Origin of the sequence: Roseateles amylovorans (assembly GCF_025398155.2) — a bacterium.
GTDB lineage: Bacteria > Pseudomonadota > Gammaproteobacteria > Burkholderiales > Burkholderiaceae_C > Roseateles > Roseateles amylovorans.
The window spans coordinates 2,467,480-2,489,377 of the sequence record NZ_CP104562.2 but is presented as its reverse complement, the minus strand read 5'-3'; the positions used below and the strand labels follow the sequence as shown (position 1 = coordinate 2,489,377).

Below are 21,898 nucleotides of genomic sequence, written 5' to 3'. Positions count from 1 at the left end.
CTCAGTGACCCGAGGTGAAGCTGATGTCCGCCTTGACCCGCTTGAGCTGCGCCAGGACTTCCTTCTGGATGCGCTCCAGGGCTTCCTGGGTGTGGCCTTCGAAGCGCAGCACCAGCACCGGCGTGGTGTTGGAGGCACGGACCAGGCCGAAGCCGTCGTCGTACTCCACACGGATGCCGTCGATGGTGATCAGCTCCTTCGCATTCGGGAACTCGGCGATTTCCTTGAGCTTGGCCACCACCTCGTGATGCTCGCCTTCCTTGCAGGGGACGTTCAGCTCCGGCGTGTTGACGCTGTTGGGCAGCTCGTTGAGCACCTTGCTCGGATCGTCGAAGCGCGACAGGATCTCCAGCATGCGGGCGGCGGTGTACATCGCATCGTCGAAGCCATACCAGCGCTCGGCGAAGAAGATGTGACCGGACAGCTCGCCGGCCAGCGGGGCGCCGGTCTCCTTGAGCTTGGCCTTGGCCAGCGAATGGCCGGTCATCCACATCAGCGGCTTGCCGCCGTGCTCACGGATCCACGGGGCCAGGCGTTGCGTGCACTTGACGTCGAAGATGATCTCCGAGCCGGGCTTGCGCTTGAGGATGTCGGCCGCGATCAGCATGATCTGGCGGTCCGGCATGATCATCGTGCCGTCCTTGGTCACGATGCCCAGGCGGTCGCCGTCGCCGTCGAAGGCCAGGCCCAGCTCCGCATCGGTGGCGTGCACGATGCGCTTGAGGTCTTCCAGGTTCTCGGGACGCGACGGATCCGGATGGTGGTTGGGGAAATCGCCATCCACCTTCGAGAAGATGTCCACCACCTCGCAACCCAGGGCGCGCAGGATGGCCGGCGCGGTGGCGCCGGGAATGCCGTTGCCGCTGTCGACCACGATCTTCATCGGACGCGACAGCTTGGCATCCTTGACGATGCGGGCGCTGTACTCGGCCACCACATCCATCGACGCGACGCGGCCGTTGCCAGTGGCGTAGTCCTCGGCCTCGATGCGCCGCTTCAGGCCCTGGATCTGCTCGCCGTAGACGGCGGCGCCCTTGAGCACCATCTTGAAGCCGTTGTAGTCCTTCGGATTGTGACTGCCGGTCACCTGGATGCCGGAGTTGCAGCCATGCTTGCCACGGGTGGCCGCGACGTAATAGAGCATCGGGGTGGTCACCGCGCCGATGTCCACCACATCCAGACCGGTCGACTTCAGCCCGCGGACCAGCGCATCCACCAGCGACGGACCAGAAACGCGACCGTCGCGCCCCACGGCCACGGCCTTCTCACCGGCAAGCTTGGCTTCGGTACCGAACGCGCGGCCGAGGTGCTCGGCCAGTTCCTCGTTCAGTGTCTGACCGACCACACCGCGAATGTCGTAGGCCTTGAAGATGGATGCGTGAACTTGCATGAGCGTCCCTGTTGAGATGGAAGTCTGAGATGGAGATCGGAATCTGAGATGAGGCCCGGCGCGGGCGGCGGAACGGTCACGTCCCACACGCTGCCGAGCGGCCCGCCTTGCGGTGGGCAGAAACTGGGGCGGATTGTAGGCAGGTGTCCTGATGCCTTGATGTAACCCGGCGTGTGAGAGAGCAAGCGGCGGGCCAAGCCCGCGCCACCGCAACTGCCAGGCCGTGTCAGCAACAGGTCCGAAAACGGCGAGCCGTCCAGGGACTGGCTGCCTATCATCCCTGCCATGGACCTCTCCCTCGACCCCGACCACTGCTACCCCGCCCTGCTGGCGCGGGATGCCCGCTTCGACGGCCAATGGTTCGTGGGCGTGAAGACGACCGGCATCTACTGCCGCCCGATCTGCCGGGTGCGGCCGCCCAAGCGCGAAAACTGCGAGTTCTATGCCAGCGCCAGCCTGGCGGAAGCCGCCCGCTACCGCCCCTGCCTGAAATGTCGCCCCGAGTTGGCGCCAGCCGCACGTCGGTGGAGCGCGATGGATGCGGGCGAGGTGCTGGCCCGCGAAGCCGCCCGCTGGCTCGACGAATGCGCCCCGGAAACCGCCTCGCTCCCGGTGTTGGCCGCCCACCTGGGCGTGAGCGAGCGGCATGTGCGCCGGGTGTTCACCGCCGTCCATGGCGTGGCCCCGCTGCAGTATCTGCAGACCCGGCGCCTGTTGCTGGCCAAGCAGTTGCTGACGGATACACGTCTGCCGGTCTCGGAGGTCGCCCTGGCGGCCGGTTTCTCCAGCCTGCGTCGCTTCAATGCGGCCTTTGCCACGCAGTACCGCCTGAGCCCGACCGCCCTGCGCCGCACCGGAGGCGATCCGACGGACACCGCCACCGAGACGGCGGAGCTGCGCCTGGACCTTCGCCCGCCGCTCCTGGGCACGGTGCTGCTGCAGTTCCTGGCGGCCCGGGCGGTGCCCGGCGTCGAGCAGGTCGACATCGAGCGGCTGACGCTGTCCCGCAGTGTGCGACTGGCCCGGCCCGGCCAGGACGACCTGCTCGGCTGGCTCACCGTGCGCTTGAGCGCCGACGGTGCCGAGCGTGCCCAGGTGCAGGTGCGCTTGAGCGCCTCCTTGTGGCCGGCGATGGCCGCGTTGATGCCTCGTTTGCGGCGCTGGCTGGACCTCGATGCCGATCCCCACGCCATCGCGGCGGCCTTGGGCGATTCGCTCGGATCGTCCGCTGAGGGACTGCGGCTGCCTGGCACGCTGGACCGGTTCGAACTGGCGATCCGTGCGGTGCTGGGTCAACAGGTCACCGTGGCCGCTGCACGGACGCTGGCTACCCGTCTGATTGCCCGGTTCGGCGAGCCGCTGCCGGTGGCGCTCGGCGCGCCGGAAGGCATCACCCATGCATTCCCGCCGCCCGCGCGTCTGGCGGCGGCCAGTGTGGACGACATCGCCTCGCTCGGCATGCCGGCACGTCGCGCACAGGCCCTGATCACCCTGGCGCAGCAGTGGCCCACCTTGGGCTTTGCGCAGGGCCGTGGCAGCGTGCAGGCGGCGATTGCCGAGTTGGTCGCGCTGCCTGGGATCGGCCCCTGGACCGCCCACTACATGCTGATGCGGGGCTGGAGCTGGCCGGATGCCTTCCTGCCGGGCGACGTCGTGCTCAAGCAGCGACTGGAACATCGCGCCGGACGCCCACTGACGCCGCTGGCCCTGATCACGGCCGCCGAGGCCTTTGCCCCCTACCGCAGCTATGCGGTGCTGCAGTGGTGGCGGGAAGCCTCCGCTGCTGCACCGGTGAAGCGCACGGCCCGGCCAATCGCTGCGGCGATCGCCGCGGTGGCGGCGCTCGCCGAGGGGGCGGCGACGTCCAAGCTCAGGTCCGATTCCGATCTCAGGTCCGGTCCGACCTCCGGTCTCACGTCCGGTCTCACGTCCGGTCGCACCTCCGATCTCCCCACTCCCGTCGCCGCTCCGCGCTGCCGTCGACCCGCCAGGAAGGAACCGTCGCCATGATCGCCACCCACTTGCCCTCGGCCCCACTCACTGAACCTTCGCGGTCCGGCGCCCTCTCGGCCCAGCCTGCGACCGACACATCGCGTCCCTTGCCCACATCGCCCACATCCTCCTCACCGCCGACGTTATCCCGACGTCCCGTGAACCCAAGTTCCCAGACGCTGCCCACGCCCGCCGACGGCCTGCACCCGACCGCCGACGTCGTCACGCCCAGCCGCCGCGCGGCGGGTCGGACCCACCTGCGGGCGCTCTTCCAGTCCGAGATCGACACGCCGCTGGGCCGCATGCTGCTCGCGCGCAATGCAGACGGCCTCTCCGGTCTGTGGTTCGAGGATCAGAAATACCATCCGGGCCGATTGGATCTACCGCATCGCGACGACGACCCGATCCTCGCAGCGGCACGCGCCGCCGTGCTGGCCTACTTTCACTCGAACGCGGCCGGCGGCGGTGCCGCAGCGGACGGGACCCTCCCGCTGGCCCCTGCGGGCACACCGTTCCAGCAGTCCGTCTGGCGGGCCTTGCTTGAGATTCCTGCGGGCACCACGCTCAGCTACGGCACACTCGCGCTCCGGCTGGGTCGTCCCGAAGCGGTTCGGGCGGTGGCTGCGGCGGTGGGACGCAATCCGCTGTCGCTGCTGATCCCCTGCCATCGTGTGGTCGGCGCCGATGGCCATCTCACCGGTTATGCCGGCGGTCTGCATCGCAAGGAAGCGCTGTTGCGGCTGGAACAAGCACTACCCCTGACGGGCAAAGGACCTCTCGCGTGAAGCAAAGTGATCTGTTGGAACTGGTGGTGCTGGCCGCGATCTGGGGCGCTTCCTTCCTCTTCATGCGGGTCGCCGCGCCGGAGTTCGGGCCGGTCGCCACCGCCGCGGTGCGGGTGGCGGGCGCCTCGGTGCTGCTGGTGCCGCTGCTGGCCTTTCGCGAGGGGCTGGGCGACCTCCGCCGGCACTGGCGCGCCCTGCTCCTGGTCGGCCTGCTGAACAGCGCGCTGCCGTTTGCGATGTTCAGTTATGCGGCGCTCTCGATCAATGCCGGGCTGTCCAGCATCCTGAATGCCACCACGCCGATGTGGGGCGCGCTGGTCGCCTGGGCCTGGTTCAGCCAACGCCTGGACGGCTCCCGCCTGATCGGATTGGCGCTGGGTTTTGCCGGCGTGGTGCTGCTGGCTTGGGACAAGGCCTCGTTCAAGCCCGGCGGCAGCGGCTTCGCGATCCTGGCCTGTCTCATCGCCACCTGCAGCTACGGCCTGGCGGCCAATGCGACCAAGCGCTATTTGAGCGGCGCCAGCCCTCTGGCCGTGGCCACCGGCAGCCAGTTCGCCGCCGCGATGATGCTGGCGGCGCCGGCAGTGGCGCTTCGTCCCGACACCCTGCCTGGCGCGCGCGCCTGGTGGGCGGTCGGGCTGCTGGCCTTGCTGTGCACCAGCGTGGCCTACATCCTGTTCTTCCGGTTGATGAAGCGCATCGGCCCCACAAACACCATCTCGGTGACCTTCCTGATCCCGGTCTTCGCCTTGATCTGGGGCTGGCTGGCGCTGGGCGAGACGCTCACTGCGTCCATGGCGGCGGGTTGCCTGGTCGTGCTGCTGGGCACGGCGCTGGCGGTCGGCGTGCTCAGGTGGCCGACGGGCGGGTCAGCGCGTCCAGCGAAGTAGTCAGGTTCTCTTCGGACAGCGCCGGTGCCGCCACCGCGCTGGCCCGGGCCAGGACCATCGACCCCACCATCACCGACAACGTGTGGATCGCGCGGGCCCGGTCCTGCGCATCGGGCTCTTCCACCACCGTGCCATCCAGACGGTTCACCGCCAGCTCCCGCAGGTAAGCCGCCATGCCATCGCTGAACGTGGCGCCCAGTTGCCCCTGCTCCCGCGCGGCATCCACCGCCAGTGCCGCCATCGCACATCCCACGCCCGGCGCGTCACGGTGGGCCCCACTGAAGTAGCGTTTGAGCACCGCTTTCAAATCGCCGCCATGCGCTGAGGGAATCGGCGCGCCGCTGACGTGCGGTCGATCAGCGACGCTCCCTCGGACGGTCAAGCGCCAGCGTCAGACGCCGGCGCATCGGACGGATCGGCATCCACCTGCGCGTCCGCTGCTGTATCGGCGGCGGACGCGAGCAAGGCATGCAGACCGGCCTCGTCCAGGATGGCCAGCCCCAGCTCACGCGCCTTCTCCAGCTTGGAGCCTGCCTCTTCACCGGCCACCACAAAGCTGGTCTTCTTCGATACCGATCCACTGACCTTGCCGCCGGCCGCTTCGATCAGTTCCTTGGCCTCGTCCCGAGACAGGGTGGGCAGCGTGCCGGTCAGCACAAAGGTTTTGCCGGCCAGCGGCTGGGGCCCCTGAGCCGCCACGGCGCCGTCGGTCTTCGGATACTCGATCCCTGCAGCCAGCAGCTGCTCGACGACCTCCCGGTTGTGCGCTTCTGCAAAGAACGACGCCACGCTGTGGGCCACCACCGGTCCGACGTCCTTGACCTCCAGCAACTTCGCCTCATCCGCGGCCATCAGCGCGTCCATGTGGCCGAAGTGCTTGGCCAGGTCCTTGGCCGTGGTCTCGCCGACATGGCGAATGCCGAGCGCAAAAAGGAAGCGCGCCAGCGTGGTCTTCTTGCTCTTCTCCAGCGCATCCACCAGGTTCTGGGCGCTCTTCTCGGCCATGCGGTCCAGCGCCGCGAGCTTGGCCACACCGAGCTTGTAGAGACCCGGCAAGCTGGTCACGATGCCGCCATCGACCAGTTGATCGACCAGCTTGTCGCCCAGGCCCTCGATGTCCATCGCCCGACGACCAGCGAAATGCAGCAGCGCCTGCTTGCGCTGGGCCGGACAGAAGATGCCGCCGCTGCAGCGGTGGTCGATGCCCCCCTTCTCCCGGGCCACCTCGCTGCCACACACCGGGCAGTGCTTGGGCATGTGGAAATTGGGCACATAGCCCGGCCGGGCCGTCTCCACCTTGCCGACGATCTCCGGAATCACGTCCCCGGCGCGACGCACGATCACTTGATCACCGATGCGCACGCCCTTGCGGCGCAGCTCGAACACGTTGTGCAGCGTCGCATTGCTGACCGTCGTTCCGCCCACAAACACAGGCGCCAGTTTCGCCACCGGGGTGAGCTTGCCGGTGCGGCCGACCTGGATGTCGATGCGATCCAGCCGGGTGACCTGTTCCTGCGCCGGATACTTGTGGGCCACCGCCCAGCGCGGCTCGCGTGACACAAAGCCCAGCCGGCGTTGCTGCTCGCGGTTGTTGACCTTGTAGACCACCCCGTCGATGTCGAACGGCAGTTCATCGCGCTTGGCGCCCATCGCACGATGGAAATCGATCAAGCCCTGCGCGCCGCGGGCGACTGCGCGGTCCTCGCAGACCGGCAGTCCGAACGCGGCGAGAGCGTCCAGCAGCGCGCTGTGGGTGGGTGGGATCTCCCAGCCGCGGACCTCTCCCAACCCATAGGCAAAGAAACTCAGAGGCCGCTGGCGAACCAACGCGGGATCCAACTGCCGCACCGCGCCGGCGGCGGTATTGCGCGGATTGACGAAGGTCTTCTCATTGGCGGCGCGCTGCCGCTCATTCAGCGCCTCGAAGTCATCGCGGCGCATGTAGACCTCGCCCCGGACCTCGATCACGGCGGCGCTCACGCCTTTCAAACGCAACGGAATCTGGCCGATGGTGCGCACGTTCTGCGTCACATCCTCGCCGGTCTCGCCATTGCCGCGGGTAGCGGCCTGCACCAGCAAGCCCTCCTCATAACGCAGGTTGATCGCCAGGCCATCGAACTTGAGTTCCGCCGCGTATTCCACAGCGGGGGCCTCCGGCGGCAGATCGAGCTCGCGCCGGACCCGCGCATCGAAATTCACGGCGCCGCTGGCTTCGGTATCGGTCTCCGTCCGGATGGACAGCATCGGCACGGCATGTCGAACCGGTACGAAGTCATCGAGCACTCGTCCCAGCACCCGTTGCGTCGGTGAATCTGCAGTCAGCAGCGCGGGATGGGCGGCCTCCAGTGCCTGCAGCTCCTGAAAGAGCTTGTCGTATTCGGCATCGGGAAGCGCGGGCGCATCCAGCACGTAATAGAGATGGGCGTGGTGATTCAGCAGGTCGCGCAGCTCACTCGCCCGCGAGGCCACGGCGGCCGGTACGTCGGAGGAAAGGGATGTCATGCACACATTGTGGCGCAGCCCCACTGACTGCCCGAGACAGCCATCGCGCCCGCCTCGAGCGGGTACGGGCCTGGCAGAACCATCCGCATGGCGAGCGATGCCCACCGCACGGCCACCTCTTCGATTGGGGACATCCGACTTTGACAGGCCCCTCTCTGACAACACCTCAGTATCAGTTTTGCAATTTCTCAGGAATCACATTTATCAGATGAAACCCTACGATACGGCTCGCGCTGCTGATCACGGCAGCCGAGAGGCGGGAACGGTTCATAGGTCCATCCATCGACCCAGTCCGCCCTGCTCCCCCACCTATCACTTTCTTTGGAGCTGTTTCGCATGAAGTCCTTCCAACCCTTCGCACGAGCCCGTTCGGCATCGACACGCCAGCGCGGCTACAGCCTGGTTGAACTGTCGATTGCTCTGGCCATCGTCTCCGTTGTCATCGTCGGCTCGCTGATCGGCGTGCAACGCATCCTGGCCAACAACCGCGCCAATGCGCTGCTGGCCGATGTGCCGCGCATCAACGCAGCCCTGCTGGGGGCCCTGAGCAACAGCAAAGGCCTGCCCACCCTGTCGACCACCCAGGCAGCGGCCCTGGGCGCTTTCCCGGAGTCCTCCGTGAAGTGGGAGAGCGGCAAAGCCGCTGTGACGAACTCCTTCGGCGGCAACATCTTCACCCTGGGTGTGAACGCCAAAATTGGCGAAGTCGAAGCTGGCCGAGGCTATGTGGTCCGCATGACTCAGATTCCTTCCAACATGTGCGCCACCATTGCCAATGGCCTGGCGCCGTTGGCCCGAGGCATTTGGGTGGACGACACCGTTGCCGAGGCAGTCGTCGACGGCGCGCCTGATGACAAGATCGTCGTCAAAGCCATCCAGGCCAACTCTGGCATCGACCTCGCCAAGCTCGTGGACAACTGCCAAGCCGGAGCAGGCACTCGCACCATCAACGCACTGATCGTGCTCTAACTCCAAACTACCTTTGCCCGACCGGCGATATCGCCGGTCGGGCGCAGCTATTCCATGAAGAACCTCCATCTCCTGCTGCTGGCGACGCTAGCCACGGTTCCATTGGCAACGCGGGCCGCGAACGCAACCCCGAACCCGGCCGCCAAGGCGGCATCGACCTCCGCTCCTCACGCGACCACTCCGCCAGAGCCGCGCGGCTACGCCGAAGTCGAATGGGTCCGCACTCCTCGTGCGCGCGTCCCTGCTTCCGTCGCTGCTGACGGAGACGAGGTCCTGTTAAAGACATTGCGCGCCGAAAGCTCAGGCGAATGGACCGTCGAACTGGCGGATCAGACTTTCCGCCAAACCCTGCTGCGCTGGACCCGCATCGCCGGTTGGCAACTGGTTTGGGAAGCTGATCGCGACTTCGCCATCGATGCCCAGGTGACCTTGCAAGGCAACTTCACCCAGGTGCTGGAAGAAGCAATGAACTCGCTGCGCGAAACGGACTATCCCGTCCAAGCCCTGATCAACCCCAACACACGTGTCGTCCGCGTGAAGCGCTACATGCTGGACGGAGATCGTCGATGACCCCCTTCTCGCCCCTTCGCTCCCGCCTCCAATCACCCCGCCACGCCTCGGCCCATTCGGCTTGCGCCGTGAACGCTGCCAACCCGGCCTTCGGTGCGACGCTCCCCTTGGCACACCAGCGCCCGGCATTGGGCAGCCCCGTGGCCAAGGTGACACAGACCTTCGCCAAAGTGGCATCGCTCGCGTCATGGATTGCGGTGAGCGGCTGCGCGGTACAGAGTACCCGCCTGGCCCAGGACGATTACCACACGGCCCAGCAACGCTCCGCCGAATTCCAGACCCACGCCCGGCAGCCCCAAGCCTTGCCGCCGATGGTCACGGCCGACATCGCCCCGCGTTTCGCGCGGCACTCGATCCCGTTGCAACGCGCAGCGAGCCTCCCGACGCACATTGGCAACGTCACGTTGCGCTATCCCGGTCGGCAGTCCTTGGTGACTGTCGCGGAGCTCATCTCCCGCCTGATCGACATCCCGGTGATCATGACGCCCGATGCACTGAACAGTGCCAGCGACTATGCACCCGGCGGCCTGAATGCGGCCACGCAGTCGGCGCAGGCTCGCACTGACGATCTCCAGACCGCCAGCGCCCGACTCGCGGCGATGGCCGGCGCGAGTACGCTGGCGATCTCAGCCCAGGAGTTGCAGAACTCCATCGAGCTGGACTACTCCGGCCCGCTCGCAGGTCTGCTCAATCTGGTCGCCACCCGTGCCGGCCTCCAATGGGAATACGCCGGCGGCAAGATCGTGTTTTCGCGACTGGTCACCCGCTCCATCATGGTCAAGGCGCTGCCGAACGGACTCAAGACCACAGGCAGCCTGGACGTGTTTGGCTCCAACAATGGTGGAGGCGGCGGTGACAGCGGCGGAAGTGGTGGTGGTGGCAGTGGCGGTGGCGGCGGCAACAGCAGCAACACCGGCTCGCTCAAGATCGACTTCGAGACGGACAGCAACTACTGGGCCGGCCTGACCGATTCGCTCAAAGGGATGCTCTCTGCGCGCGCTCAGTTGCAGGTCGACCCGCGCTCCGGCCTGGTCACCGTGACCGATGCACTGACCAATGTCGAGCGGGTCGAGACCTTCTTGAAGGAGATCAACGTCAACCTGCTGCGCCAGGTGGCGCTGGAGGTGGAAGTCCTTCAGGTCAACCTGTCGGATCAGTACAGCAACGGCATCAACTGGCAGGCCGTGCTGGGCAAGCTCAATGGCAATCAGCTCACCCTGACGGGCCCGCAAGGCGGGGGCGCGCTTTCCGGCAATACGCCTGGCTCGCTGTCCTTCATCCTGGCACCCTCGAGTTCACGCGACTCGCCCAGCAGGCTGATGGCTGAGTCCCTGCAGGAGTACGGCAAGGTGGCCACCTCCTACTCCAGTGTGGTCACGACCACCAACCGCATGCCGGTCCCGGTGGGCTCCCTGCAGACACGCTCCTACGTGAGGCAGACCACAGCAGCGACCGTCAATGCCACCACCGGCATCACCACCCCAGGTTCTCTGGTGCCTGGCTCCATCTCCACCGGGCTGGGCCTGATGATCCTGCCAGTGATCCTCGACTCGAACCGCATCCTGCTGCAAACCGTGATGCAGGTCAGTGAACTGCGTGAACTCAAGTCTTTCACCAGCGGCACCGGCACCACCTCGCAGTCGATCCAGCTGCCGGACACGGTCAGCTTCTCTTCCCTGCAGCGCACCAGCGTCCCCGCCGGCCAAACCCTGGTCCTGATCGGCTATGAGCGGGAACAAAGCCAGGCTGACGACACCGACATCGTCCGCGGCCTCCTTCCGATTGCCAAGCGAGGCGCGCGCGCCAAGCAGGGCACGGTGATCCTCATCACGCCTCGTCTCTCGGAAAACTGAGATGTTCACCTTGACCAAGCTGTTTGGCCGCGGTCGCCGCGACCGTCCACGCGGTGATCCGCCGCGGGGCGCTGACGCAGCGGGCGATGCCGATGATCCGCGGGCACCCGGCCATGGGCCGGGGTCGGTGGCCCGCACCGCCACGGTGGCAGGTGTTCGCCTGGCCTTTGATCTGGATTGGAGCCCGGTCGAAGACGCTTCAGCGCCCGGCCCCGAGCTGCAGCGAGCGCGCAAGATTGGCTACAACTATGCCGCCATGCTTCCCGACGGACGCTTGGTCGGCCTGGCCAAAGGCATTCAAGCGGGCCCGGGGCGTCCGCATTCGGCGGTGGTGCTCCTGATCGAACGCTTCTCTTCTGGCGGCGCCGAAGCCTGTGTGATCGGCATCGGCAAGCAGGTGGCATTCATCGGCTTGATGGACCGCCGTCCGGTTCCCGGCTTCGACCGCTTGCTGAACAGCCTGGATGCGGCGCTCGGCCTGTTGCGCGAATTCCGTGAAATTCACATCGATCAAAACGTTCGGCTCGCCACCAACCTGACCGACCAGATCGCGAATGCGGAATCCCTGCAGCTGAACGCCATGTTCGAGATGCCGGAGGCCGCCTCGCTGGTTCGACCGCTGATCAACCGGGCCCTGATCCGTACCGTGGTTGGTGGCACGATGGCCGCGCTCGTGGTGGGCGGCTCGGTCGGCGGCATGCTGTGGAAGCAGCATCAGCAACGCCTCAAGGATGAGGCTGCCGCTCGCCAGGCCTACGAGAACGATCCCAACCGGATCTACGAGAACAAGATTGATTCGATGCTGGCCTCGATGGGGCAGCCGGGCAATGCCTTGCTGTCAAGCTGGCGCGGCATTCTTCAGGGACTTCCGCTATCCCGAGAGGGATGGACCCTGCAACGGGTGGAATGCACCCGGGTCTCACAGGAATGCCTGGCCACCTGGCACCGCAACTACGGCAATTTCAACGACTTCGATGCCAAGGCCACCGGCTCCGCACTGTCCAGCGCGGGTGGCGGCCAAGATGGCGACCTGTTGAAGTCGGCCATTACCACCCGGCATCCGGTCCAGGTGCCCCGAGCACTCGCATCGGCCGCGTCCGGCGCCCTACCGACCCTGCCCTCGCTGCAGCGTGAACACCTGCCGCTGGAGAAGGACGCAACCACGTTGTGGGGCAGTCGACTGCAGGACCTGACCTTGGTGGCCTCAGGCGGTGGCGGCAGCACCAGCACCACCCTGAGGCCCGGTCAGTTGTTCGGCCCACCACAAGTGCGGGACATCAAGGTCGTGAAACGACCGGTGGTCTCGATGGAGTGGCGACTGGTCGACAACATCTGGTCACTTCCGTCCATCGACCTCCCCGACACCGCTGTGCCGGACAACCTGACGGTCCAGCTGTCGGCCGGCCAGGTCACCTACACCCTCTCTGGAAGCATCTATGCCAAAGGTAAACCATACTGAGACCGCCCAAGCGCTCGGCGCTCATGCCAACCGGACGTACAGCGCCGTGCTGTTGGCGGTCGGCGCCATCCTGCTGATTGGACCTGGCGTATCGATCGCGCAAACCGAACCGGCCTCTGGCACGCAGTACGAGCCTGCATCCGCCTCGATGCAGCAAGTCATCGATGCCGCTCGGCGCAAGAAGGCGGCTGAGCTGGACGCCGCGGCCCGCCGCATGCTGGGCACGGACGCCGTCCAGCCCCCGGTCGTCGCCCCCCCCGCCCCGCCAGCCGAGGACGGCGCGCATCGACCGAGCGCCCCTTCCGCAGAGGAGCTCCCTCAGATCTGGTCACTGTCGGGTGTCGACAAGCGACTGCATGCAGAGATCTATTTCGGCGGCCAGATCTACCATGTTGACAGCAAGCGGTCGTCCAACGACGCCATCGGTCCGTGGCAAGTGCAATCGATCCAGGACGACGGCGTCACGCTGTCGCTCCGTCACGATGTCCGCCGCGCCAAGCGACTGCCACAGACCTTGACCCTGGCACCGCCGCAGCGAGGCACCCCCGTCTCCAATTACCCCTTCCCTTCGGCAGCGGGTTCGGCGCTGAGCGGTGCCACGCTGCCCGCTTCGGCCTTGCGCGCGGCCCAGCTTCCGTTCGACGGTAACGGCCTTGCCACGAACGGGCGAAGCTCGCCATGACGCGTACCAGCCGAAGACGCACCGATGGATGCCGCATCGAATCAGAAATCGGCCAATCCAGCCTCCCATCGCTGATGCATGCCGACCGCGTGAAGGTCACCGTCATTGGTTTTCGCCGTTCAGCTGAAGGCGAGGGGCTATTGGCTGATCGCTGATCCGTAAGGGGCGCTCCATGACGGCCCATCGATCTCTCCGGTCAAAGCCCCTTTCGTCAAGATTCGTCTGGTCCCGCGTCCTGTCCGTGCGCTTCCGTGCGCTTCCGTGCGCCTCCGTGCGCCTCCGTGCGCATTACCCCGTGCATCCGGCCTTTCTGCGTCGATGCGCCCCACCCCGCCACGCCAACCGCCTCCTCACCATCATGTCCGATGCCGTTCCAGCGGAATCCGCTCCATCACCCAACCGCCATGTGAGCGACTACGCCCAATTGCCGGCATTCGACCGCGTCATCTCGGTGGTGGCAGACACGCTCGTGGGACGCGACCTGGGCAAGGAACTCAAAGTCCCACGGGCGAAGCAGAACAAGCTGATGGCGTTGGGCTTGGCGGGGCAGCGATTCATGATCGTCTCGTCCACCGACGAACTCCACAGCCCGGTCTGGTACCACTTGGTCCAGGGCGGACGGCAACTGGGACTGGAGTTCGCTGGCTATGTGACGGCCGAACCTGAGATCTTCGACCTGATCGCCTACCGGCATGAGAACCGTGGCGCCAGCACCGCCGATCGTGAGGCGGAGAGCGAGCGCGAAATTGAAGACATGGTGGCGAACTCGTCGCCGCTGGAGTGGTTTCGCGGCGTGATTCACCGCTGCGTCCTGGCCGGCGCCAGTGACTTGCACCTTGAAGTGCGCGGCAACATGGCGCGTGCCCGGGTCCGACTGGACGGGCTGATGCGCAACCTGGGCAGCTTCCCCTCGCGCATCGTCATGGATGGCGTGTCTGCGGCCTACACCGTGTTGGCCGAAGACCGCTCACGCAGCGAAGTTGCCTTCAATGTCGGGGTACCGCAAGCCGCCATGATCCCGGTCGACTTATCGGATCAGCGACTCACCCTGCGCTATCAGAGCCACCCCGCCGTCGGGGGCTTGGATGTGGTGATGCGCATCCTCAGGTCCAACAGCGAATCCCGCACGCGCTTGCTCACGCTGGACCGGCTGGGCTACACCGACTGGCAGACGGAACGTCTTCAGGACGCGCTCAGCTCGGCCTGGGGTGGCATCTTCGTGGCCGGCGTGACCGGATCCGGAAAGACCACGACCCTCAACACCATGATGGCGCAGCTCACCCGGCAGGGCTCGCGCAAGCTCATCACGATCGAAGACCCCGTCGAATACGAAATGAGCGGCGTCACCCATCTGTCGATCCAGCGGGCCGCCGACACCGCCGTCGGCACCAATCCATTCCACGGCGCAATGTTGTCCTTCCTGCGGATGGATCCGGATGTCGGCCTGTTCGGTGAGATCCGCGACTCTCTGTCGGCCAACATGGCCCAGGTGGCCATTCAGACCGGCCACAAGATCCTGTCGACCGTGCATGCCACCTCGGCCTTGGGCGTCATCAACCGTCTGGCCTCACCAAATGTCGGCTTGAGCCGCGAGGATCTCTGCAACCCGGAGTTCATCTCGGCGCTCGTCTACCAGGTCCTGGTTCCGCTGAATTGCGAGCACTGCAAGGTGCCGGCATCGCAAGTGCTGACGGCCGACGAACTGCAAACCTACGCCCAGGGATTCGGCCTGGACACCTCACGCCTGTTCTGCGCCAGCGACCATGGTTGCCAGCGCTGCCGCAAGCCCGGCATCGATTACGCGGGCAGCACCCGCAACGGCACGATGGGCCTGAAGGTGGGCGCTGAGGTGATCGTCCCTGACCTGCAGATGCTGGAGCTGTTGCAGCAGCGCCGGGACCTGGAGGCACGACGCTACTGGCGCAGTCGGTTGAAGTCGCCATTCAACGACCCCGACATGGACGGCAAGGAGGCGTGGGGTCACGTGCTTTTCGACATTGCGCAAGGGCGGGTGGATCCCTTCTATTTCGAACGAACCTTTGGCAACGCCGCTCAGTTGGCGAAGTCACTGACCAAGGATTGACGGCTTTCCCATGCTCATCATCGACTGGTTCCTGGCCTGGAATGCCGCACGACAACTCCGTGCTCGGCGGGCCGATTTCTATTACGACCTCGCCAGCGCCCTGGAGGACAAGGTGCCGCTGTTCACCATTCTTCGCAAGTATGAAAGCCGCGCACGGCAACGCTCGCGCGGCGATGCGATCCTGTATCGCAACATGCTCCGAAACGTGATGGGCGGCTCGCTGTCGCAGGCGCTCGTCGGCATTGTTCCGGAAGCGGAACTGATCATGATCGATGCGATCCAGGGCAGCGGGGACGCGACCTTGTCCCGCGGTCTGTATTTCATGTCGGACACCGTCGAGAAGGTCGACAAGATGTTCCTGACCATGCGCAAGGCCATTGCGTATCCGACGATCCTGCTGATCATGTTCGCGGCGCTGCTGACCGGTTTCTCGCTCTTCGCCGTGCCCGTGCTGGCCGAACTGATGCCCCCCGAGAAATGGCCGTGGATCGGCCGGGTCCTGTATGGGGTCTCCACCACCATCAGCCACTACGGACTGTTCATCGCGTTGAGCATCGTCGGGTTGATCGTGGCCTTTGGCTACTCGCTGCCGAGATGGCAGGGGCCCGTTCGGCGGTGGCTGGACCGCCGTGCCCCCTACAGCCTTTACCGCGACTTCTCCGGATCGATGCTGATTGTGTCGATTTCGTCCCTGATGCGCACCGGCGTGTCGCTTCGCTCATCGCTGGAGCGGGCCGCCCGTTTCAGCTCGCCGTGGATGCGTTGGCATTTGCGCCAGATTCTTTCCCGACTCTCGAGCGAGCAATCCACCCAGTTCGGACAGGCATTCGCCACCGGCGTGCTGAACCGCGCCATGGAAGATCGTGTGCAGGACGCCTCGGAGCGGCGTGACCCGGTCGCCGCCTTCGTCAAGATCGGTGTGGGATCCATCGATCGCATCGATCGCAGCATTGGCGCCTCGGCCGCCAAGCTCAACGGGTTGCTGATGGCCATCGCTGGCCTGACCCTGGGCTTCATGATGCTGGGCTTCTTCGCCACCGCATTCGAGATGCAGAGCGGCATCCAGAGCAACGCTGCCGCTGGAGGCCCGCGATGAGCGCGACCGCATACACCGTGCATCGATGGCGCCGTGCGAGGCCTAACCATCGCATCCAAGTGGGCAGGCTCGGGTTGATCGGCGCGCTTTGGCTGCTGGGTCTGGGCTCGTCGCAGGCCGCCTGTTTCGACGCTGCCGGCATGCGCTACAGCGTCTCTCCCGCGCTGTTGCGCGCGGTGGCGCAACAAGAATCCGGCATGAATCCGCTGGCCATCAATCGCAACCGCAACGGCTCGACCGATATCGGCCTGATGCAGATCAACTCCAGCTGGCTGCCCCTGCTGGAACGTCACGGGTTGCGTCAACAGGACCTCTGGGAGCCCTGCACCAATGTGATGGTGGGAGCCTGGATTCTCGGGGGCAATTTCAAACGCATGGGAGTGACCGTTGCGGCACTCGGGGCCTACAACACCAGCGACCCCCAACGCCGGGAGCGCTATGCGCGACAGGTGCTCTCCCGGCTGCCCACGACGCGCCAGCCATGATCTGCGTCGATTGATGCCGGATCCGGCCCCGTCCGATCGCACGGACGCTGCGCCTGTGCGGTGAGGTCGGGCCCCGATGTCTCAAGGGATCGTTCATTGCGGTCAGCGGCCGCTGGTCAAACGCATCCACGTCTTTGCATTCAGAAGTTCAGCAAATGCTCATCAGCGAAACAGACATTGCCAGACCCCACTGGCTTGGCCCCGTCGTTGAAGTGAACCACGACCGTGCCCTCGTGCTCGTGAATGCCCGTCACTGGGCCACCCACGACTCCATGGCGCGCGGTGCACTGTGTTTCATGACCCGACGCATCGAGGCTGCGGCGTGCCGGATCGGCGCTCAACCGCCCGGCCCTGCCGAGGTGCGCGGCGACATGGCCTACGTGCTCCGCGTGACCGCCCACCTGGACTGGCCGGATGAAGGCACGCCGCGTCACCGCCGGCTGCATCGCCTGATGCCGCAATCGCCGAGCGAGGGCGCGGCGCATGACGATCACCTGCTGATCGAGTGCCGATTGCTGGGCACCTACGCGCCTTCAGCGCCAGGCGACGCCCACGCCGGCCGCATCGTGTTCTCCGGCGACCCCGGCCAGCTCGACCATCCCGATCGGTATGACGCGTTCATTCCGACGCGCCGGATGCGCGACCTCTTCGTCAACGGCACCGTCGATCAACGCCACCGCATTCGCTTTGGACAACTGCGCGACAGCGAGACCCCGAGCCCGTCAAAAGAGCCGGGCATCACAGCCTGCCTCTCGATGCTGGACATCCGGGGCAAGCGCTCCGCCATGTTCGGCAAGACCCGGCTCGGCAAGTCCAACGTGGTCAAGCTGCTGGTGCAGGGCATGCTGGACGTGACGGCGCAAAGCCGTGACGTCGGGCAACTGATCTTCGATGTGAACGGTGAGTACGCCAACAGCAATCCACAGGATGGTGCCGACAACATCGGCGCCGCCTACGCCGACCGCTGCACCGTCTACTTCCTGTCGGACCGATCCACCAGCGACGCCAATGCCAAGCTGCTGCGCTTCAATTTCTATGAGCGTCCCGAAGACGCCATGAACACCCTGCGCGAACTGCTGCCGATGGAGGTGGCCGACACCGACTATGTCCGTCCCCTGCTCACCTGTCGCCTGCCGCCGCTGCAGCCGGTCGACGGCGACACCGTGGACGTGCTCCAACGGCGGCTGCGCAAGCTGATGATCTACTGGACCATCCTGCACACCGCCGGCTTCGATCACTGCGAAGCCCGACTGAGCGAAATGCTCAATCGGCTGGGCTACGGCACGCAGTTCAATCCCAACTTCAGCCAGCCCCTTCGGATGGCGGCCTATCAAGCGATCAATGGCACCACCGCGCCGCCGCTGCCCAAGACCTTTGCGGAGATGGAGGCCGAGGTCAGCTTGATCCTGCGTTTCAGCCTGTCCTACCCGAACGACCCCGCGCTGCGACGGCAAGGCCGGTACATCTTTGATGCGGACGAGGAAATCATGGCCGCCTTCCTGTTCCCGCAGGCGGGCGCCGGCCCTTACGTGCTGCGCCCGGCGGTGCCGTTTCACTCCCCGCAGGTCGACAACTTCATCACCGAGATCCTGGCGTCCATCGATACCGGCGGCACCGTGATCGTCGACTTGGGCAGTGCCAACGAGCGGATCATTCGCTACTTCGCCCGCACCCTGTCGGTGGCGGTTTTCCTGCAGCAGGAGGGCAAGTTCGTCCGCAATGAGATGCAGGGGCGCTATGTGCAGATCTACTTCGAAGAAGCGCACATGATCTTCCCGCCGAATTCGGGCAATGTCATCGACGTCTATTCCCGATTCGCCAAGGAAGGGGCGAAGTTCAACATCGGCATCGTCTACTCGACGCAGTCCCCCTCAACGGTGAATCAGGACCTGCTGGCGCAGACCGAGAACTTCTTCATCGGGCATCTCTCGAGCGAACGGGAAACCCAACTGCTCAGCGCCGTGCAGTATGCGTTCAAGGGCATGGAGAACGACATCATGCGCAGCCGGTCCCCCGGCTACATGCGGGTACTCACGGCGTCCCACCGCTACCCGATCCCGATCCAGGCCAATCGCTACGATGGCCAGCCGACCTTGGTCACTCCGGGGACGCCACTCGAGTGATCATCACCTGGTCGACCCGATGACTGTCGACGTCGACCACCTCGAAGCGCCAGCCGCCCCATTCCGCGACATCGGTGCGTTTCGGGATGCGCCGCAGCATGACCATGAGGAACCCCGCCAGCGTGTCGTACTGACCGGAATGGGGAAATTCGTCCAGCGCCAGCGCGCGCTGCACATCGGGGATCGGGGTGATGCCGTCGGCCAGGAAGCTGCCGTCATCGCGTCGGATGATCTGCTGCTCCTGCTCATCGGTCTGGACCAGGCTGCCCATCACCGTGCTCATCACATCATTGAGGGTGATCACGCCCACGACCAGGCTGTATTCGTTGACGATGACCGCGAAGTCCTCATGCGCCTGCCGGAACTGCTTCAGCACCTCTGACAGCGTCAGCCGATCCGGCACGATCAGCACCTTCTTGACCAGCGCCGGCTCGTCCCGCAGGCTGATCACCTCGCCCAGCAGCACCCGCTGGAACAGGTCGGTGGCATCCACATAACCCACCACCTGGTCGATGTCGCGATCGCAGACCAGGTAGGTCGAATGCGGCGAATCGGCGATCCGGGTGCGCACCAGGGCTTCGTCGTCGTCCAGCGAGAAGTAGACGATCCGCTCGCGCGATGTCATCGAGGACTCGACGGTTCGGGTGTCCAGCTCGAAGATGTTCTCGATGGCCTGCTGCTCGGCCTCGGCCACCACACCCGCCTGATGCCCGGCTTCCGCCAGCGCCAGGATGTCATCATGGGTGATGCTGTTGTCAGGCGACATCGGCCGACCCAGCAGCCGCAACAGCAGGTTGGCCACATGGTTGAGCGACCAGGCCAGCGGACGCAGCAAGACCGTGAGCCACAGCATCGGCACGATCAGGGCCATCGCGACGCGTTCCGGCTCGTTCATCGACAGCCGCTTGGGCAGCAGGTCCGCCAGCACCACGAACAGGATGGTGACCGATCCGAAGGACAGCGCGAACGCCAGTCGCTGGGCGGTATCGATGTCGATGAAGGGCCGCAGCAGGGCTTCGAAATGCGGCGTCAAGGCGCCTTCGCCCACCACGCCAGCCAGGATGGCCAAGGTGTTCACCCCGATCTGCACAACGGTGAAGTAGTAGCCGGGTTGCTCCTGGACCTTCAGCACCTGAGCGGCCCGCGGGTCGCCCTCCTCGGCCATCTGTCGCAGCTTGAGCCGTCGTGAGGCGGCCAAAGACAACTCCGCCATCGAGAAGAACGCGCTGGCGGCAATCAGCAGAAAGACCAGGAACAGGCTGGAACTCAAGGCGGCTTTCACAGTGGAGCAGCCCTCAGTGTAGCGGCCGCTCGCGGCACGCGCGGCACGCACGGCACCCGCGGCACCCGCGGCACGCCGATGCCGCGCCGTGGCCCGCTCGACCGCCAGTAGGCCCGCTATTTGATGAAGTAGCCCGACACCCGCCAGACTTGATCGGTGTCGCGCTGCACCACCACCGTCTCCACTGCGGCGGGTCGCTGTTCGAAAGCGGTGTCGAACTGGATCACCACATAGTCACCCGGCGGCACGTTGGGCAACTGGTGAGTCAATGCGGCGGACTTGAGGGTCCGCGTGGTCGCCGCACCCAGGGGCGTGCGGACCTGTACCAGCGTCTTGTCCCAATCGGGCTGGCCAATGGCCGCGCGGAATGCGGTCGCGGCCTGGGTCCATCCCTCCGCGTACTTGCCGCCGTCGATCAGGCGCAACCAACGGGTGGCTTCGGTGGTGCCGGCGTCGGTCGCGTTGGTGACGGCCGGGCTGGGCGCGGACTTGGCGTCCGTGGTCGCCACTTGATGCTCACCCTGGCCCAGGGCCGATGCAGGTGCCTGAGACTGCGCGTGAACGGCCGACGCGGCGATCAACAACAAGGCCAAGCCCATGCGCCAAGTGGCAAATACGTGCGGTGTCATCGTCTGGATTCTCCTGCTGAAGCGTCGAGATGACGCGGTCGGTTCGGATGCTGAGGCCCACTGACGGACGGAACCACAGCGACTGTACGGCGGCCCCGCGAACGCCGCCCATCGCCTCCTTGCACCGCCACGGACCCGCCCCTGCCAAGCCGCTTCCTGTCACTGCAGTTCCGGCGTTCGCACGGCCAGCACGACCACGCCGACGCGCTCATGTGGACGGCGCTCACAACGCAGCCACCACAAGCCGGCCTTCCGGACGCGCCACGGCATCGCCTGCGCCAGCGGCTGTCCGCCCACCAAATGCGCCAGCGCCATGCCGAGGCTGGGCTGATGGCCGACCACCAGCACCGGCTGGGGCGCGTCGGGCCAGCCGGTGGCCTGCAGCATCGCCTGCACACCCTGGCGCGGCGCCAACGCATCGCAGAGCTCGACGCGCCGCCGCAGCGCCTGGACCGTCTGCCGGGTCCGCACCGCGGGACTGACCAGCACCTTCACCTCCGAGGGCAGACGTTCGTTCAGCCACTGCGCCACCCGCTCGGCATGACGCTCCCCCTGGGTGGTCAGCACGCGCGACATGTCATCCATGCCGGGCGCCGCGTCGACGGCCTCGGCATGGCGCCACAAGATCAAGTCCATCCTCACATCCTCGTTGAGCCCGCACGTGGTCACGCACGAAGCAGGCAGCGATCAGCATCCGGGGCGCCTGTGGGCATCCTTCACGCCACCGTGTGGCCCGCGTGGTTTTACCCGCGTGGTGTTACCCGCGTGGTGTTGCCCTTGTCGTGCTGCCATGCGCTGCTGGCAAATCCCGCGCCTGCAGCAGGCGCGCCACACCGCTTTGCCATCGGGATCGTCGCTTGCTGGAGCGGTGGAGACGACTTGTAGACTCTGCCGCCATTGATCCCCCCGCTGGCGACGGCGCAGCCTGCCGACCGACGCACCGCCTTCTCGACGAGACACGAATGCCGCCAATTTCCGGAGATGCCGGACGAGCTTCCCACGCCGCCCCGGAAATCCCTGCCACCGGGCTCCCCCAGACCGAGCCGGTGCAACAGGAGGGACACGCCGTCGACCCCACTGTCACGGGTTCGGGCACGGGGACGGGGGC

General features: G+C 65.9%; 19 protein-coding genes. 13 read left to right on the top strand and 6 right to left on the bottom strand.

The annotated features are described in order from the left end of the window. Nucleotide 1: 1 nt before the first annotated feature. Nucleotides 2-1,390, bottom strand: a complete 1,389-nt coding sequence (locus N4261_RS10565; protein ID WP_261760102.1) for a phosphomannomutase/phosphoglucomutase — start codon at nt 1,388-1,390, stop codon at nt 2-4. A 285-nt stretch (nt 1,391-1,675) separates the two neighbouring features. Between N4261_RS10565 and N4261_RS10560 the strand changes: the two genes are divergently transcribed. The 3 genes from N4261_RS10560 to N4261_RS10550 all read left to right on the top strand — a co-directional run bounded on the left by N4261_RS10560 (nt 1,676) and on the right by N4261_RS10550 (nt 5,057). After that, nucleotides 1,676-3,400 carry a DNA-3-methyladenine glycosylase 2 family protein gene (locus N4261_RS10560; protein WP_261760101.1) on the top strand — a complete coding sequence of 575 codons (1,725 nt, stop codon included), beginning with the start codon at nt 1,676-1,678 and terminating at the stop codon, nt 3,398-3,400. A gap of 284 nt (nt 3,401-3,684) precedes the next feature. Beyond that, entirely contained in the window at nt 3,685-4,167 is a 483-nt protein-coding gene (locus N4261_RS10555) for a methylated-DNA--[protein]-cysteine S-methyltransferase (RefSeq protein WP_261760674.1), read from the top strand. After that, on the top strand, nt 4,164-5,057 hold the full coding sequence (locus tag N4261_RS10550; protein WP_261760100.1) for a DMT family transporter: 894 nt from the start codon (nt 4,164-4,166) through the stop codon (nt 5,055-5,057). Before N4261_RS10555 ends, N4261_RS10550 begins: the two co-directional genes overlap by 4 nt. On the opposite strand, the gene N4261_RS10545 is transcribed toward N4261_RS10550, so the two are convergent. Beyond that, complete coding sequence (locus N4261_RS10545) at nt 5,017-5,364, bottom strand: hypothetical protein (protein WP_261760099.1); 348 nt, start codon at nt 5,362-5,364, stop codon at nt 5,017-5,019. The genes N4261_RS10550 and N4261_RS10545 overlap by 41 nt on opposite strands. A 71-nt stretch (nt 5,365-5,435) precedes the next feature. Further along, the gene (gene ligA, locus N4261_RS10540; protein ID WP_261760098.1) at nt 5,436-7,559 is read right to left on the bottom strand and encodes an NAD-dependent DNA ligase LigA; all 2,124 of its coding nucleotides are present in this window, start codon (nt 7,557-7,559) and stop codon (nt 5,436-5,438) included. Nucleotides 7,560-7,880: 321 nt separating this feature from the next. On the opposite strand from ligA, the gene N4261_RS10535 reads away from it, so the two are divergent. The 10 genes from N4261_RS10535 (at nt 7,881) to N4261_RS10490 (ending at nt 18,879) form a co-directional block, all read left to right on the top strand. Continuing rightward, on the top strand, nt 7,881-8,528 hold the full coding sequence (locus tag N4261_RS10535) for a type II secretion system protein (protein ID WP_261760097.1): 648 nt from the start codon (nt 7,881-7,883) through the stop codon (nt 8,526-8,528). Nucleotides 8,529-8,582: 54 nt separating this feature from the next. Beyond that, nucleotides 8,583-9,098 (top strand): toxin co-regulated pilus biosynthesis Q family protein, encoded by a 516-nt coding sequence (locus tag N4261_RS10530; protein ID WP_261760096.1) that lies wholly within the window; start codon nt 8,583-8,585, stop codon nt 9,096-9,098. A 68-nt stretch (nt 9,099-9,166) separates the two neighbouring features. Continuing rightward, nucleotides 9,167-10,951, top strand: coding sequence for a secretin N-terminal domain-containing protein (locus tag N4261_RS10525; protein ID WP_261760095.1), 1,785 nt, complete (start codon nt 9,167-9,169; stop codon nt 10,949-10,951). A 1-nt stretch (nt 10,952) separates the two neighbouring features. Then, nucleotides 10,953-12,410 carry a type IV pilus inner membrane component PilO gene (locus N4261_RS10520; protein ID WP_261760094.1) on the top strand — a complete coding sequence of 486 codons (1,458 nt, stop codon included), beginning with the start codon at nt 10,953-10,955 and terminating at the stop codon, nt 12,408-12,410. A 52-nt stretch (nt 12,411-12,462) separates the two neighbouring features. Continuing rightward, nucleotides 12,463-13,092, top strand: a complete 630-nt coding sequence (locus tag N4261_RS10515) for a hypothetical protein (protein WP_261760093.1) — start codon at nt 12,463-12,465, stop codon at nt 13,090-13,092. Further along, nucleotides 13,089-13,247 carry a hypothetical protein gene (locus N4261_RS10510; protein WP_261760092.1) on the top strand — a complete coding sequence of 53 codons (159 nt, stop codon included), beginning with the start codon at nt 13,089-13,091 and terminating at the stop codon, nt 13,245-13,247. Before N4261_RS10515 ends, N4261_RS10510 begins: the two co-directional genes overlap by 4 nt. A gap of 203 nt (nt 13,248-13,450) precedes the next feature. Continuing rightward, nucleotides 13,451-15,175: a GspE/PulE family protein gene (locus N4261_RS10505; protein ID WP_261760091.1), complete on the top strand. Its 1,725-nt coding sequence runs from the start codon at nt 13,451-13,453 to the stop codon at nt 15,173-15,175. Between the two features lie 10 nt (nt 15,176-15,185). Next, complete coding sequence (locus N4261_RS10500) at nt 15,186-16,271, top strand: type II secretion system F family protein (protein WP_261760090.1); 1,086 nt, start codon at nt 15,186-15,188, stop codon at nt 16,269-16,271. Then, nucleotides 16,268-16,756: a lytic transglycosylase domain-containing protein gene (locus tag N4261_RS10495; RefSeq protein ID WP_261760089.1), complete on the top strand. Its 489-nt coding sequence runs from the start codon at nt 16,268-16,270 to the stop codon at nt 16,754-16,756. Before N4261_RS10500 ends, N4261_RS10495 begins: the two co-directional genes overlap by 4 nt. Before the next feature lie 296 nt (nt 16,757-17,052). Next, the gene (locus N4261_RS10490) at nt 17,053-18,879 is read left to right on the top strand and encodes a helicase HerA domain-containing protein (protein ID WP_261760088.1); all 1,827 of its coding nucleotides are present in this window, start codon (nt 17,053-17,055) and stop codon (nt 18,877-18,879) included. On the opposite strand, the gene paeA is transcribed toward N4261_RS10490, so the two are convergent. From paeA to N4261_RS10475, 3 genes are all read right to left on the bottom strand, one after another. Beyond that, on the bottom strand, nt 18,854-20,149 hold the full coding sequence (paeA, locus tag N4261_RS10485) for a polyamine export protein PaeA (RefSeq protein ID WP_354005408.1): 1,296 nt from the start codon (nt 20,147-20,149) through the stop codon (nt 18,854-18,856). The genes N4261_RS10490 and paeA overlap by 26 nt on opposite strands. 128 nt (nt 20,150-20,277) lie before the next feature. Then, nucleotides 20,278-20,790: a DUF4019 domain-containing protein gene (locus N4261_RS10480; protein ID WP_261760086.1), complete on the bottom strand. Its 513-nt coding sequence runs from the start codon at nt 20,788-20,790 to the stop codon at nt 20,278-20,280. 159 nt (nt 20,791-20,949) lie between these two features. After that, nucleotides 20,950-21,426 carry a SixA phosphatase family protein gene (locus N4261_RS10475; protein WP_261760085.1) on the bottom strand — a complete coding sequence of 159 codons (477 nt, stop codon included), beginning with the start codon at nt 21,424-21,426 and terminating at the stop codon, nt 20,950-20,952. Nucleotides 21,427-21,898: the final 472 nt, after the last annotated feature.

Bases quoted from the DNA above. Each gene is read 5' to 3' on its own strand.
- N4261_RS10565 (WP_261760102.1), bottom strand. From the start codon at position 1,390: ATGCAAGTTCACGCATCCATCTTCAAGGCCTACGACATTCGCGGTGTG.
- N4261_RS10560 (WP_261760101.1), top strand. From the start codon at position 1,676: ATGGACCTCTCCCTCGACCCCGACCACTGCTACCCCGCCCTGCTGGCG.
- N4261_RS10555 (WP_261760674.1), top strand. From the start codon at position 3,685: ATGCTGCTCGCGCGCAATGCAGACGGCCTCTCCGGTCTGTGGTTCGAG.
- ligA (WP_261760098.1), bottom strand. From the start codon at position 7,559: ATGACATCCCTTTCCTCCGACGTACCGGCCGCCGTGGCCTCGCGGGCG.
- N4261_RS10530 (WP_261760096.1), top strand. From the start codon at position 8,583: ATGAAGAACCTCCATCTCCTGCTGCTGGCGACGCTAGCCACGGTTCCA.
- N4261_RS10520 (WP_261760094.1), top strand. From the start codon at position 10,953: ATGTTCACCTTGACCAAGCTGTTTGGCCGCGGTCGCCGCGACCGTCCA.
- N4261_RS10510 (WP_261760092.1), top strand. From the start codon at position 13,089: ATGACGCGTACCAGCCGAAGACGCACCGATGGATGCCGCATCGAATCA.
- N4261_RS10505 (WP_261760091.1), top strand. From the start codon at position 13,451: ATGTCCGATGCCGTTCCAGCGGAATCCGCTCCATCACCCAACCGCCAT.
- N4261_RS10500 (WP_261760090.1), top strand. From the start codon at position 15,186: ATGCTCATCATCGACTGGTTCCTGGCCTGGAATGCCGCACGACAACTC.
- N4261_RS10495 (WP_261760089.1), top strand. From the start codon at position 16,268: ATGAGCGCGACCGCATACACCGTGCATCGATGGCGCCGTGCGAGGCCT.
- N4261_RS10490 (WP_261760088.1), top strand. From the start codon at position 17,053: ATGACCCGACGCATCGAGGCTGCGGCGTGCCGGATCGGCGCTCAACCG.
- N4261_RS10480 (WP_261760086.1), bottom strand. From the start codon at position 20,790: ATGACACCGCACGTATTTGCCACTTGGCGCATGGGCTTGGCCTTGTTG.
- N4261_RS10475 (WP_261760085.1), bottom strand. From the start codon at position 21,426: ATGGACTTGATCTTGTGGCGCCATGCCGAGGCCGTCGACGCGGCGCCC.